At 64.9% G+C, this 13,367-nt stretch carries 12 protein-coding genes; 4 read left to right on the forward strand and 8 right to left on the reverse strand.

Going from position 1 to position 13,367, the window contains the following annotated elements; genetic code table 11:
• Positions 1-132: 132 nt before the first annotated feature.
• Positions 133-798 carry a ribonuclease T gene (rnt, locus tag ACZIYR_RS10400; RefSeq protein ID WP_473033701.1) on the forward strand — a complete coding sequence of 222 codons (666 nt, stop codon included), beginning with the start codon at positions 133-135 and terminating at the stop codon, positions 796-798.
• Between the two features lie 285 nt (positions 799-1,083).
• On the opposite strand, the gene ACZIYR_RS10405 is transcribed toward rnt, so the two are convergent.
• Positions 1,084-1,419, reverse strand: a complete 336-nt coding sequence (locus ACZIYR_RS10405) for a Grx4 family monothiol glutaredoxin (protein WP_238974721.1) — start codon at positions 1,417-1,419, stop codon at positions 1,084-1,086.
• 163 nt (positions 1,420-1,582) lie between these two features.
• Here ACZIYR_RS10405 and argF point away from each other — a divergent pair, with 163 nt between their 5' ends.
• Positions 1,583-2,503, forward strand: coding sequence for an ornithine carbamoyltransferase (gene argF / locus ACZIYR_RS10410; RefSeq protein ID WP_473033703.1), 921 nt, complete (start codon positions 1,583-1,585; stop codon positions 2,501-2,503).
• Positions 2,504-2,524: 21 nt separating this feature from the next.
• Here argF and ACZIYR_RS10415 read toward each other — a convergent pair whose 3' ends face one another.
• The 3 genes from ACZIYR_RS10415 to ACZIYR_RS10425 are packed head-to-tail and all read right to left on the reverse strand — an operon-like array spanning position 2,525 to position 6,799.
• The gene (locus ACZIYR_RS10415; protein ID WP_483526635.1) at positions 2,525-5,251 is read right to left on the reverse strand and encodes a bifunctional diguanylate cyclase/phosphodiesterase; all 2,727 of its coding nucleotides are present in this window, start codon (positions 5,249-5,251) and stop codon (positions 2,525-2,527) included.
• A gap of 47 nt (positions 5,252-5,298) precedes the next feature.
• Positions 5,299-5,991 (reverse strand): OmpA/MotB family protein, encoded by a 693-nt coding sequence (locus ACZIYR_RS10420; RefSeq protein WP_473033706.1) that lies wholly within the window; start codon positions 5,989-5,991, stop codon positions 5,299-5,301.
• Positions 5,984-6,799 (reverse strand): motility protein A, encoded by an 816-nt coding sequence (locus tag ACZIYR_RS10425; protein ID WP_473033707.1) that lies wholly within the window; start codon positions 6,797-6,799, stop codon positions 5,984-5,986. The genes ACZIYR_RS10420 and ACZIYR_RS10425 overlap by 8 nt, the downstream gene beginning before the upstream one ends.
• Positions 6,800-6,955: 156 nt before the next feature.
• Here ACZIYR_RS10425 and ACZIYR_RS10430 point away from each other — a divergent pair, with 156 nt between their 5' ends.
• Positions 6,956-7,750, forward strand: a complete 795-nt coding sequence (locus tag ACZIYR_RS10430; protein ID WP_483526636.1) for an EAL domain-containing protein — start codon at positions 6,956-6,958, stop codon at positions 7,748-7,750.
• A 141-nt stretch (positions 7,751-7,891) separates the two neighbouring features.
• On the forward strand, positions 7,892-9,094 hold the full coding sequence (locus tag ACZIYR_RS10435) for an EAL and HDOD domain-containing protein (protein ID WP_483526637.1): 1,203 nt from the start codon (positions 7,892-7,894) through the stop codon (positions 9,092-9,094).
• Between the two features lie 14 nt (positions 9,095-9,108).
• On the opposite strand, the gene ACZIYR_RS10440 is transcribed toward ACZIYR_RS10435, so the two are convergent.
• The 4 genes from ACZIYR_RS10440 to flhF all read right to left on the reverse strand — a co-directional run bounded on the left by ACZIYR_RS10440 (position 9,109) and on the right by flhF (position 13,340).
• Positions 9,109-9,813, reverse strand: coding sequence for an RNA polymerase sigma factor FliA (locus ACZIYR_RS10440; protein WP_473033710.1), 705 nt, complete (start codon positions 9,811-9,813; stop codon positions 9,109-9,111).
• 207 nt (positions 9,814-10,020) lie between these two features.
• On the reverse strand, positions 10,021-10,485 hold the full coding sequence (locus tag ACZIYR_RS10445) for a flagellar protein FlhE (protein WP_483526638.1): 465 nt from the start codon (positions 10,483-10,485) through the stop codon (positions 10,021-10,023).
• On the reverse strand, positions 10,482-10,724 hold the full coding sequence (locus tag ACZIYR_RS10450; protein WP_483526639.1) for a hypothetical protein: 243 nt from the start codon (positions 10,722-10,724) through the stop codon (positions 10,482-10,484). The genes ACZIYR_RS10445 and ACZIYR_RS10450 overlap by 4 nt, the downstream gene beginning before the upstream one ends.
• A gap of 357 nt (positions 10,725-11,081) precedes the next feature.
• Complete coding sequence (flhF, locus tag ACZIYR_RS10455; protein ID WP_483526640.1) at positions 11,082-13,340, reverse strand: flagellar biosynthesis GTPase FlhF; 2,259 nt, start codon at positions 13,338-13,340, stop codon at positions 11,082-11,084.
• Positions 13,341-13,367 lie beyond the last annotated feature (27 nt).

Consider the following 13,367-nt stretch of genomic DNA (forward strand, 5'->3'; position numbering starts at 1 on the left):
TTATAGCGTGGCAACGGCGTCGCGAATACCGGCGGGGGGACGTGCCGCAGCCAAGCTGCTAGACTGCGCGGATTCGCCTGGGGCCTGCCGCCGGGCGGGGCGACCGAGACTGAAATACGCAAGGAGAGGTTAATGAGCGAGGCGATCGCCCGCGAGCTGATGGCCCAGCGCTTCCGCAGTTTTCTGCCCGTGGTGGTGGACCTTGAGACCGGCGGCTTCAACGCCGACCGCGACGCGATCCTCGAGATCGCCGCCGTGACCCTGACCATGGACCCCGAGGGCAATCTTCTGCCCGATGCCACCTATGCCTTTCATATCAAGCCCTTCGAGGGCGCCAACGTGGAACAGTCGGCGCTGGACTTCACCGGCATCAAGCTCGACGACCCGCTGCGTCAGCGGGTCGCCCTGAGCGAGGCGGAAGCCCTGGGCGAAATCTTCCGGCCGGTACGCAAGTCGATCAAGGCTCACGGCTGCACCCGGGCGGTGCTGGTGGGACACAACGCCGCCTTCGATCACGGTTTTCTGAATGCCGCCGTGGCGCGCTGCGGCATCAAGCGCAACCCCTTTCACCCCTTCTCCAGCTTCGACACCGCCAGCCTGTCCGGGCTGGTCTACGGCCAGACGGTGCTGGCCCGGGCCTGCCGCGCCGCCGGCATTGCCTTCGACAACCAGGAAGCCCACTCCGCCCGCTACGATACCGAACGCACCGCGGAGCTGTTCTGCGCCATCGTCAACCGCTACAAGGATCTTGGCGGCTGGGCGCTGGCCCAGCGCGAGCAGGGGATGGAGGAGGCCTAGGGGCGAGGTGCGAGGGGTTAAGTCAAACAGGCTATGTGGGAGGGAGCTTCGGATCGCGAAGTAGCGCGCAGCGCTACCCATGGGGCGCCTTCGTCGAAGCGTCGAACCGCCGGCTGAGCCGGCCTCCCACTATAAAACCTGCCAAACATGTTCACGCTAAAGTGCGATGAACAAAGAAAAAGAGCCTTTGCTGCCCCCCTGAACGAAGCAGGCCCGCCATCTCTCTGGCGGGCCTGCTTCGTAGCGCCTATCGCTTACCGCTCGATGCGCCGGGCGAAGCCCGGCTCAAGCGTCGTCCTTGTGCTTGGCGGCGGTTTCCTTGATCAGCTTCTCGAGCTCGCCGCTCTGGTGCATCTCCGCGACGATATCGCAGCCGCCCACCAGCTCGCCCTCGACCCACAGCTGCGGGAAGGTGGGCCAGTTGGCGTACTTGGGCAGCTCGGCGCGGATATCGGGATTGTCCAGCACGTTGACGAAGGCGAAGCGCTCGCCGCAGGACATCAGGGCCTGGACGGTCTGGGCGGAAAAACCGCACTGCGGCAGCTGCGGCGTGCCCTTCATGTAGATAAGGATGGGGTTTTCGCCGATCTGACGCTGGATGTTCTCGATGGTGGTGCTCATGTGCGCTCCCTGTTGGGTCACGTGGACGCCGAGGCCGCCGGACCAATACCCGAGCACGGCGCTCAGCCTTTGCTGTTGGCCATCATTCTACTGATGCCGGGCGCATTGCGCATCCCCCGGCGCCTGGCTAGGATGGGGGTTTTTTCGCGCGGAGAGATCCCTCATGGCGACACGCCATTTTCTGACCCTGCTGGACCTGAATACCAACGAACTCGACTACCTGATCCAGCGGGCCATCACGATCAAGAACCGCCTGCGGACCCAGGGACCGAGCTACTCGCCCTTCACCAACCGCACCCTGGCGATGATCTTCGAGAAGTCGTCGACCCGCACCCGGGTCTCCTTCGAGACCGCCATGGCCCAGTTCGGCGGCCATGCGCTGTTCCTCTCGCCGCGCGACACTCAGCTTGGCCGCGGTGAGCCGATCGAAGACACCGCTCGCGTGCTGGCGGAAATGGTCGACATCGTGATGATCCGGACCTTCTCCCACGAAGGCCTGGAGCGCTACGCCGCCGCCAGCGCGGTGCCGGTGATCAACGCGCTGACCGACGACTACCATCCCTGCCAGCTGCTGGCCGATGTCATGACCTGGACCGAGCTGCGCGGCAGCGTCAAGGGGCGCACCGCGGTCTGGATTGGGGACGGCAACAACATGTGCCACTCCTGGATCAACGCCGCACGCCAGTTCGATTTCCACCTGCGCATCTGCTGCCCGGAAGGCTACGAGCCGCGCCAGGATATCCTCGAGGCCGCCGATGACCGGGCCAGCATCGTTCGCGACCCTGCCGAAGCGGTGAGCGGCGCCGACCTGGTGACCACCGACGTCTGGGCCTCCATGGGCCAGGAGGAGGAGCAGGCCAAGCGCGAGGCCGACTTCGCCGGCTTTCAGGTCACCGAGGCGCTGCTCGACCGCGCCAAGGCCGACGCCCTCTTCCTGCACTGCCTGCCGGCCCACCGCGGAGAAGAGATCAGCGAAACACTGCTCGATGATCCCCGCGCGGTGGTCTGGCAGGAGGCCGGCAATCGCCTGCACGCCCAGAAGGCGCTGATCGAGTTCCTGCTGCTCGGCCGCATCGAGGACTGATCCGCCGACGGCGTCGCCGGATCAGCGTCCGGCGGCGCAGGTCGAGCTCTCCAGCAGCTCGGTGAGCGCCTCGATGGGTAGCGGGCGAGCATACAGGTAGCCCTGATACGCCCGGCAGCCGTGCTCGGCCAGCCAGTCTTGATGGGCCTGGGTCTCCACCCCCTCGGCGATCACCTCCAGCCCCAAGTTGCTGCCCAGGCTCACGATGGAGGCAGAGATCACCTGGTTCGCCGGGTCCTCGAAGAGGGTCCGGACGAACGACTGATCGATCTTGAGCTGATCCAGCGGCAGCCGGTTGAGGTAGGAAAGCGACGAGTAGCCGGTACCGAAATCGTCCAGCGAGAAGCGGATGCCCATCGCCCTGAGCCGGTGCATGGTTGCCTTGGCGAGATCCGGCTCCTCCATGAAGACCGACTCGGTGAGCTCCAGCTTGAGGCGCTCGGGCCTGGCGCCGGTGCTCGACAGGATTGCCTCCAGGTCGGCCACGAAGTCGGGCTGCTGGAACTGATGCGGGCTGATATTGACCGCCATGGTCAGCCCGGCCTTGTCGGAATCTAGCGACCAGCGAGCCAGCTGACGGCAAGCAGTCTCCAGCACCCAGGCGCCAATCGACACGATCAGATAGCTCTCCTCCGCCACGGGGATGAAATCGCCCGGCGGCACCATGCCGTGATCCGGATGTTCCCAGCGCAGCAGCGCCTCGACGCCGGTGACCCGCTGCCGATCGTCCACCTGGGGCTGATAGAAGAGCCGCAGCTGCTGACGCGCCACGGCCTGACGCAGGTCGCTCTCGAGCATGGCGCGGCGCACCGCCACCGCCTGCATCACGGGGTCGAAGAAACGCAGGGCGTTGCGCCCGGCCTGCTTGGCCTGATACATGGCCATCTCCGCCTGCTGCAGGCTCTCCTCGGCGCTGTGTGTGCCGTCACCCAGCAAGGTAATGCCAATGCTGCCGGAGAGCTGGTAGCGATCCTCCCCCAGACGGAACGGCTCGGCAAGGGCGCCCAGCAGCTTGCTGGCGACACGCTCAACCAGCGCCGAGGCCTCATCAATGGAGACGCCTAGCCCTTCGAGCAGCACCGCGAACTCGTCCCCGCCCAGCCGAGCCACCAGATCCGACTCCCGACTCATCTCGGCAATCCGGTCAGCCACCTGCTGCAGCAGTTCATCGCCCTGTCGATGCCCCAGGCTATCGTTGATCTGCTTGAAACCGTCCAGATCGATGAACATCAGGGCTCCCTGATGTTCGCTTCTCTGCGCCTGTTGAATCGCCCGGTCGGCCCGGTCGAGCATCATGCGCCGGTTGGGCAGCCCCGTCAGCGGGTCATAGAAGGAGAGTCGGTGGGCTTCCTGCTCGGCGGCGCGGCGCAGCGTCATGTCGCTGAGCGTGGCCACATAGTGGGTGATCTCGCCGGATGCCGATTTGACGGCGCTAATGGTGACCCACTGCGGATAGGTGTCACCGTTCTTGCGCCGGTTCCACACCTCGCCCTGCCAGCTGCCTTGTGCATGAATGGTCTCCCACATCTTGCGGTAGAAGTCGCTGTCATGGCGTCCCGAGTTGAGCAGCCGAGGATTCTGGCCTAGCACCTCCTGTTCGCTATAGCCGGTGATCGTCTCGAAGGTAGCGTTGGCCTTCTGAATCGTCCCCTGAGCATCGGTAATGAACATGCCCAGGTGAGTTTCAAAGGCCATGTCGGCAATACGCAGCTCGGCCTGCAGCGAACGGTTGATCTCCCACAGCCGCTGCTCGCTGAGGTACAGCTCGGCCTCGGTACGCGACAGTCGCAGGTAGTGAAGCAGGATAAATAGCCCCAGCACGGCAACGGTCAACCAGCCAAGGGTCAGCACCATCACCTTCTGGCGCCAGTCGGCCAGCACGGCGGCGGCGCTGTGGCCCACGATCACGGCGAACGGCAACCCCTCCAACCGGCTGATGCCGAAGACCCGCCGGTCACCATCCAGCGGCGAGGTGAGAATGAACGTATGACCATTGGGCTCGGCGATGACCTCGGCAACCGCAGGCGCATCGACCTCCATGCCCAGCGCCTCGGTGGCCGACACGCCACTGACTCCCGGACGGCGGGCGATCAGGCGCATGTCATTGTCGATGAAGGCGACACTCTCCCCTTCTCCCAACTGAAGCCGCTGCAGGGCATGGGTGAAGAAGAAGAGATCGAGACGCGCCACCGCCACCCCGGTAGAACGGCCCTCGGCATCGAAAATGCGCCTTAGATAGAGCATGCGATGATCGCCGCCTTCCGGCTCCCAGTAGACCGCTTCCAGAGCGGTCTCGGATGCCTGCAGAAAGTCGCGGATAACGGCGCGCTCTCGGGCATCGTGACTGGGAAACCCCGGGCTGCCGGTGGAATAGAGGGTGTCACCGGCGTGATCGATGATGCCGATCGCATCCAGAAACGGCAGGCTCCGCTGACGCTGGGAGAGTAGGGTCTCGAACGCCTCGGCCAGCGGGTCATCCAGGTGCCCCTCCGCCTCGAGCGATAGGGCGAAGAGATTCGCCAGGCCGCTCAGGGTATTATCGGTACTGGTAAAGGCGCCGGACGCCCACTCCGCCACCAGCTCACCGTGGGCCAGGGTCTTGTCTCCCGCCCCGTCTAGCTCGCGATGATAGCGGTCATTGAGCGCCCAGAGCATCGCCGTCAGCAGGCTCAACAGCAGTACCCCGTAGAGCCCCCCTGCCTGCCATGCCGACCAGCGCCTCTGGCGCTGCTGTACGTCACTTTGCAACAAAAATGAGCCCCCGCTCAGAGAGTGCGCGCTGTCGAATCGACCCGTTAGGGTCCGCCGACTTCCTGTCGCAGCAGCAGCTCCACACGACGGTTGGCGGCACGCCCCTGTGCCGTCTCATTGCTTTCCAGCGGGCGGGTATCGGCATAGCCGACCGCCCGCAGTCGTTCGGCCTGCACCCCCACCTCATCGAGATGGCGCAGCACAGCGATGGCGCGCGCCGAGGAGAGTTCCCAGTTGGAGGGAAAGCGCGCGGTAGAGATGGGGATGCTGTCGGTATGGCCTTCCACGGAAATCTCCCCTTCGAAGGCGTCGAGCACCTCCCGCAGGCTTGCCACCACCTCCCTGCCCTGGGCGGTGAGCTCTGCCTGGCCGCTGGCGAACAGCAGGTTGTCGTCGATGCGCAGGGTGATCCCCTGCTGCCCCTGATCGACGCTGACCCCCTCGATATTGAGTCCGGAAAAACGTGGCTGCAGCCCGTCGTGGCGCGGCTGGATCCCCGGCGATAGACGCCCGGCCACCACCATCGCGGCAAGCTGCGCTTCCGGGGTGATCTGCTGATCGGCCACCCCGCCGTGCTGGCCCCCGTGGGTGGCCATGCCATTTCCCATCATCGAGACCAGCAGCACGAACAGGGTGATCAACAGGGTCAGCACGTCCAGGTAGCTCATCAGCCACCCCTCCCCATCACCGTCTCCGGACATGGGTTGAAGGGTGTCGCGGGTCGTACGATCAAGCATTCTGCCCGGCCTCGTCAGGATCGCGGCGGCCGGCGGCGGGATCGCGAATCTCATCGTGGTAGTTGGCCACGAAGGAGTTGAGCGTCTCCTCGATGAAGGAGGGCAGGCGCCGCTTGGTGATCAGGGAGATACCCTCGAGCACCATGTTCATGGCGATCAGGCGCTCCTCGGTACGCCGCTCCAATTTCACCGCGATGGGCTTGAACACCAGATTGGCCAGCAGGATGCCGTAAAAGGTGGTCAACAGGGCCACCGCCATGCGCGGGCCGATGACGTGGAGATCCCCCGCCTCCATCACCTCCAGCATGTTCACCAGGCCCACCAGGGTGCCGATCATGCCGAAGGCCGGCGCATAGGTCGCCATGGTGCGAAAGATCTGTGCCTCGGCGTGCTCACGCGCCTTGAGCCGGGCGATCCGCCAGCGCAGCAGATCGAAGATTTCCTGCTCCTTGGTGTTGGCGATCACCAGCTGGATGCCAGTACGCAGGAAGGGGTTGCGGGTCTTCTCCAGGGCCTCCTCCACCGCCCTGACATCCCCTTTGAACCACAGTCGCGACATATCCACCAGCTCCTTGATGTCGTCGCGGGTGTAGGTGTTTTCACGGCGAAAGACCAGTCCCACCAGGCGCACCACGCGCAGCACTTCCCTCAGCGGATAGCTGATGAAGGTGGCGGCCATGGTGCCGGCCAGGACGATGGCAAGGCCGGGCAGGTTCATGAAACTCTGCGGCGACTCGGCGGTGAAGAACAGCACGCTGACCAGCAGAACGATGCTTGCCAGCATGCCGATAATCGTGGATGGATTCATCTAGGGCTCCTGACTGCGGGGCTCGGTCGAGTCTTGATCCATGTCATCGGCCGAAGCGACCAAAACTTGAGGCGAAATCCTCACTCAGCCTCAAGTCACTTCGGCAACGGCCGATAACAAGAGAACAGACCAGTCTCGAGCATACAAGGAGACACCATGCGCCAATGCGCTGAAGTGAAGGGTAAATGTGCCCGTTGTGACGGTGCGCTGCCGTTCGATTTCACCATGGCCTTTCAGCCGATCGTCGATCTGACCTCGGCCCGGGTGACCACCCACGAGGCCCTGGTTCGCGGCCCTGCCGGCGAGTCGGCCTTCAGCATCCTGTCGCAGGTCACTCCCGAGCTGCTCTACCGCTTCGACCAGGCCTGCCGGGTAAGGGCCATCGAGCTGGCCAGCCGGCTGGAGATGCAGGAAGCCCTGTCGATCAACTTTCTGCCCAATGCGGTTTACGAGCCCGAAGCCTGCATCCAGGCCACCCTGGCGATCTCCGAGCAGGTCGGCTGGCCCACCCAGCGGCTGGTCTTCGAGATTACCGAAACCGAGAAGGTGCAGGACCAGCGCCATCTGCAGCGCATCATCGAAGCCTATCGCGAGATGGGCTTTGCCACCGCCCTGGACGACTTCGGCAACGGCTATGCCAACCTGGACCTGCTCACCGAACTGCGTCCCGACCGGCTCAAGCTGGACCGCGTCCTGATCATGGGCTGCGACCAGGACCCGCGGCGCCAGGCGATTCTTCGCTCCCTGGCCGGCCTCGGCCAGACGCTTGCCATCGACATGATCGCCGAAGGCGTCGAAACCCGGGAAGAAGCCCTGTGGCTGGGACGCAACGGCCTGCCCCATCAGCAGGGCTTCTACTATGCCCGCCCGCAATTCGAAGCCTTGGCCACCGGCCTGGTGCCCAAACTGCAAGCGCTGCGCGAAGCGCTCGCCGCCCCCGATGCCCCCTAACGGGCAGGCCGCATCATCCGGCGGATTCCGCCACCGCGATGAGTGGGGCGATTGACGCCGTTCGGTGGGGACGCCTTGGCCAGCATCCCGTATCATGCGATCTATCTGGTCACATATGCACCGGCAGGGAGGCAGCAAAGCATGACCGAACCGCTCGAGATCGACCCTTGCACCATCGCCCTTCACCCCATCCACGATGCCGATCATCGGCACGTGGCGGATCGTGTCGACTATCGGCAGCAGCAGGATTCGGAAGGGGACGACACCATGGCGGCCACGGCGCGCGCTCTGGCCAGCGCCGTCTATGAGCTGGGCGATGCCGGCCTGCTGGGCAACCGCACGCTATTCGTCACCCTGCCGAGCCAGTGGCTGGATCGCCCGGAGCTGCTGCCCACCCCGGCACCGCGCATGGCGATTGGCATTGCCGACGCCGAGCGGGTGACCGACACCCTGCTGGGTCGACTGGACGAGGTCCGCGAGCGCGGCTATCGCGTGGTGGTTCCCGCCCGCCTGCTGAAGCAGGATCCCGAGGCGCTGCTGCCCCGAGCCGATATCATCACGCTGATCTCTCCCGACGAGCTCGGCCCCGACCTCCTGGCACCGCTTCCCCAGCGCAAGATCAAGCTGCTGGTGGAAAACATCCGCAACCCCGAGGAGCTGGCACGTTACCGCCAGATGGGTTGCCACTTCTACAACGGCGACTACCTGGCGCGCCCCAGCTTCATCGCCGCGCGCCCGAGGGGCCGACACGGCAACCGAGCCGCGCAGATCCGCCTGATCCGGGCCCTCTACGACCACGATACCGACCTGAAGACACTGCAAGAGCTGGTCGTGCAAATGCCGCATCTGCACGTGGCGATTCTGCGCCGGGCCAACTCGAGCTATTTCAATCGCGGCGGCAAGGAGGCCGATCTAGCACGCGGCATGCAGCTGCTCGGCCAGATCGAGCTGCGTCGACTGATCCTTACCCTGACCCTGGCAAGCCTTCAGCCCTCGTCGCGGATCGTGCTGCGCATGGCGCTGCAGCGCGCCTTCATGTGCCGTAACCTCGCGGTCCCATTTGCCGAGCTCGACGCCGAGGACGCCTTCACCACCGGACTGTTCTCGCTGATGGATGCGCTGTTGGAAGAGGACCGCGACACCCTGCTCGAGCAACTACCGCTGAGCCAGCCGATCCTTCGGGCGCTGAGACGCCGCGAAGGGGCGCTGGGGGCGGTGCTGAAACTGTGCGAAGACCATGAGCGCCAGCTGGAGGCATCCGACTCACAGACCCCGCCTGATCGGCTGCACCAGTGCTATCTGGAGGCCCTGGAGAGCACGCGCTCGCTGATGGGCCATCTTTAAGAAAAAATCTTCCGTCAATCGCTGCCAGCCAGCCGCGCCCGAAGCCGGCTGACCGCTTGGCTATGCAGCTGGCAGACCCGGGACTCGGTGACCCCCAGTACAGCCCCGATCTCCTTGAGGTTGAGCTCTTCCTGGTAGTAGAGCGCCATCAGGAGTTTTTCTCTCTCGGGTAGCGCCTCGATGCCGGCTACCAGCTGCTGTCGCTTCTGCTCATCGATCAGCTGATTGAAAGGGGTATCGGCAGCGCTGTCCACTATCCCAGGCTCCACCCCCTCCTCGAGCAGCGCCTCGAAGGGCAGCAGGTGGCCGCTGTTGGTGTCGTTGAGCAGCTGGTGATACTCCTCAAGACTCATGTCCAGTTCGGCGGCGATCTCTGTCTCTTCGGCGGGTCGCCCCAGCTGCTGCTCCAGCCGTCTCACGGTTTCATCCACGGCCCTGGCATTTCGGCGTACGCTGCGCGGCAGCCAGTCGCGGCTACGCAGCTCATCGAGCATAGCGCCGCGTATTCGCTGGCTGGCGAAGGTGGCAAAGCTGGCTCCCTGGGCCGCATCGTAGCGCCCCAGTGCCTCGAGCAGCCCCACCATCCCGGCCTGAATCAGGTCATCGAGCTCGATACTCGCCGGCAGTCTCACCTGCAGCGACAGCGCCTGGCGCCTCACCAGCGGCAGGTACTCATCGAGCAGGTCGCGCTGATTTATCTTGCCTCGTGCTGTGTACATGCAGTCGTCTCGCAGCCGTCAGTCCCATTCATAAGCGGTCATCCGGTTTTTATGACTCTTCGCAGACTGGCGTGAACTGGCTCTGTGGGAGGGACGGTTCGACGCCTCGACTTCAGCTCCGGTTCGACGGCGCCTTCGCCCGGCAGAGCCGGCCTCCCACCATAAAACCTGCCCAACATGTTCACGCTAAAGTGCGAAGAACTGTTTCTATGGCTGCCTTGCCGGTGGCTGCCGATGATTGACGATCACCTGCAGCCCCTGCAGCGTTATGGCGCGCTGTCGACGATCGAGCAGCGCAAAGCGAAAATGCAGCGGCACATCGGCCGGCAGCCCCGCCAGCGCCTCGGTCTGGCCGCGCTGGCCCGGCAGTGACACGCAGCGCCCCGGGTGACACAACCAGGCCTGCACATCCTCACCAGGAGGCAGCCGGTACTGCCAGCTAAGTCGCCCGATTTGCTGTCCATGAGCAAGCTCCGGAGCTGGCGCAATGAGGTCGGCCGACCTCGCCGGTCGATCTACCATCGAGACGTGCACAGCCGGCGCCGTAGCCACCCAGCTACCCGCCGCCAAGGCAGTGGTCGTTGCCAGGTCGCCAATCATCAGACCACCTACCAGCACCCAACTCGCCAGCACAGCCCAAGGCCGCCTCGTGAGACGTCCAGGAGGTATCATCTCGCCAGCACCAGCAGCTCGATTCCCAGATAGTGCCACGCCGCGCTGCGCAGGTTGTCGAGCAGCCCCTGACGTCCGATATCCGGCGGATGCACGACCAGCAATCGCTGCGGCCCCCCCACCTCCGCCACCTGCTTGAGCACCCGATAGGCACGCCGAAAAGCTTCAGGGTCACTGTCAACCCAAAGCGCCCAGCGCGGCTGCTGCTCCGCCAGCAGCGGCAGATGGGGGCTGTCCACGCCCAGCGCCACAACGCGCCAGGCTCTAGGATCCCCTACCCATTGCCGCCCTTCTTCTGCCCACGCTTCCAAAAGGTCATGGACTCGCTGCGTGTATCGCTCGGCTCTGCCTGGCAGCCCTACCACCATGAGGGTAATCGAGCCATCGGTTCGACTAGTCACTGTGTTGCTAGACGCTGTGCTGCCTGATGCCTTTCCATGCTGCGGCGCGCGCGACGTCGGTGGCCGTTCATTAGGCAAGCCAGATGCCAGCTCCAACAATGCCTCTGCAACATGCAAGGGGCACTGGTCTGCCGAACCGGCCTGTCCCGTGCTGGAAGCCCACTGACGCAAGCCTGCGGCCTGATCCATACCCATTTACCCTGTCTCCTGCTCACCGAGCCCCAAGTGACGAATGGCATCGCGCACCAGGAAAAGTTGTACCAGCGCCTCGAGCAGCGCCACGTCGCGCCGCCGACGACGCCCTCCCGTAAGCCCCAGCAGCTCGGCTCGCAGATCCATGGCCGGCTCATCATCGGCCAGATCCAGATGCACCGCCACGGCCGCCAGGCCACTGGCAAGCAGCAGCCGCACATCCGGGCGCAGCTCGCCCAGCTCGCGCGGGTCGAGTCGCTGCCAGGCCCGCCGGGTCAGCTGCGGCAAGGCATCGCCCTGAAGCTGTGAAAGCAGAAGCGCAGCGGGCTCCCGCCCTAATCTCCCAGGCGTCAACCAGTACCGAGTTGCCAACGCTCTGCCGCTTTCGGCATCGCGCAAGCTGCCGAACCAGGCCTGAGCCGGCATCAGTTCGGCATCGCGCCGATTGCCCTTAGGAGTCAACGCCACCGGCAAGGTCTCCAGCGCCAACCGCGCCGGCGCGCCGCGGAAGCGACAGCCTGTCTCGTCCAGCGGCTCGGCCAGTTCCTTAAGGGCCGACAGCGACTGGCGTTCCCCGGCATGATCGACCCGCTGGCTGCCGCGAACCAGGCTCGACCAGGTGAGCTGCCGCTGCTCCAGCCAGCGGCAGGCCCCTGCGTCGGGAAGTCCGACCAGCAGATGCACGCTGATCCCGAGTCGATATAGCATGTCCTCGAATCTGGCTTGCTGCCCTGCCACTTGGCGATGCTGAAGCAGCGGCAGCGCCAGCCAATGGCCATCGGGGTTGAGCGCCACATCGGGCATCGACCAGTGCTCTCCCTTGATTCCCCGGCGATCGCCCCAGAGCATCCCAAGCGCCTGGCCGTGGGCCGGATAGGCGGCGAGCAGCGCCTCGAGACGCGACTCCTGCACCGAGGTCGGCAGCCCCAGCAGATCCCACACCGCTTCAAGCTCACCAAAGCCATCCAGACGCTGGTGCAACGCTTTGAGGGTCGTTGCCAGCCGACGTCCCTGGCCCAGCAGACTGCGCGAAAGCCCTGAAGGCTCGTTGCTCGGCACAGCCGGCGCCTCTGTCGCCATGGGCACACGGCTCTCCAGGGCCTGGGCAATCAGCGCGTCCGGCTCGGCCACCGACATGTCTTCCGGCACTCGCTGACCATGGGAGACGAACAGCAGGCGCAGCCCGTGGCGCATAATGATATCCAGCACCGGACCCAGCCGCCCTGCCTCGTCCTGCTTGGTGATCACGCAGTCCGTCAGCTCAGCGCCCGCGGCCTGAGCTGCCTGGCGGTAGCGAAGCACCACCTCTTCCAGGGTCTCGACCTGGCTGGCCGCGTTGAGGGCCAGCACCAGACGTACCGGGGACTCACCACCGCGCAGGTGTGCCACCTGTTCGATGACTCGCTGGTCGCGCTGACTCATCCCTACGGTATCGATGATCACCCAGGACTTGCCGCGCATACGCTCCAGGAGGTCAGAAACCGGCTGGTCGGCGTTGAGAGCGTACATCGGCACGTCAAGCAGCCGCGCATAGATGCGCAGCTGCTCATGGGCGCCGATACGAAAACTGTCGGTGGTCACCAGCGCCACCGGCCGGGTGCCGTGGCGACGCACATAGCGGGCGGCAAGCTTCGCGGTGGTGGTGGTCTTGCCTACCCCGGTAGGGCCGATCAGGGCGACGATGCCGGTGCGATCCAAGAACGTCGACTCATCCGCGGGCCCCTTCAGCCGCATCTGCAGCTGGCGATGCAGCCAGGCCATGGCCCGCTCGTCCACTGTCTCAAGCGTCCCCAGCTCGTCAGGCAACGTGGCGAGCACCTCCTGGGCCAGCTCGAGGTGAAAACCGGCTTCCAGCAGTACCTGCTGAAGCCTCTCACGCAGGCCACCGCTGACGGTGGTTCGGTTATTCTGCTCTCGGGCCAGCAGGGTGCGCATATCGCGCATTTCCTCGAGCAGGCGAGCGCTCATCGCCTCGAACCCACCGGGCGCAGCTGACGTAGACGAAGCATCGGCGTCCGACGATTCCTGTCCCGAGGCTGGCAATCCAGGCACCGATGATGTGGGCGCCTCGCGAAGCTGCCTCGACGGCGATGCTTGTGGCGGCGGCGTAGCGGCATCGGCCGCAGATTCCGTCATGGCCAGGATCTCGACGCCTTCGTCGACCCGGCGGTTGGCCAGGATCAGCGCTTCATCGCCCAGCGCCTCGCGTACCTGGCGCATGGCATCCCGGCTGTTGGCTCCTACGAAACGCATGACGCTCATCGCTTATCGATCTCCCACTCATGTCGA

This window comes from Billgrantia sp. NRB1 (assembly GCF_056921725.1).

Coding starts and splice junctions, on each gene's coding strand:
- argF (WP_473033703.1), top strand. CDS start 1,583: ATGGCGACACGCCATTTTCTGACCCTGCTGGACCTGAATACCAACGAA.
- rnt (WP_473033701.1), top strand. CDS start 133: ATGAGCGAGGCGATCGCCCGCGAGCTGATGGCCCAGCGCTTCCGCAGT.
- ACZIYR_RS10420 (WP_473033706.1), bottom strand. CDS start 5,991: ATGCTTGATCGTACGACCCGCGACACCCTTCAACCCATGTCCGGAGAC.
- ACZIYR_RS10405 (WP_238974721.1), bottom strand. CDS start 1,419: ATGAGCACCACCATCGAGAACATCCAGCGTCAGATCGGCGAAAACCCC.
- flhF (WP_483526640.1), bottom strand. CDS start 13,340: ATGAGCGTCATGCGTTTCGTAGGAGCCAACAGCCGGGATGCCATGCGC.
- ACZIYR_RS10430 (WP_483526636.1), top strand. CDS start 6,956: ATGCGCCAATGCGCTGAAGTGAAGGGTAAATGTGCCCGTTGTGACGGT.
- ACZIYR_RS10440 (WP_473033710.1), bottom strand. CDS start 9,813: ATGTACACAGCACGAGGCAAGATAAATCAGCGCGACCTGCTCGATGAG.
- ACZIYR_RS10445 (WP_483526638.1), bottom strand. CDS start 10,485: ATGATACCTCCTGGACGTCTCACGAGGCGGCCTTGGGCTGTGCTGGCG.
- ACZIYR_RS10425 (WP_473033707.1), bottom strand. CDS start 6,799: ATGAATCCATCCACGATTATCGGCATGCTGGCAAGCATCGTTCTGCTG.
- ACZIYR_RS10435 (WP_483526637.1), top strand. CDS start 7,892: ATGACCGAACCGCTCGAGATCGACCCTTGCACCATCGCCCTTCACCCC.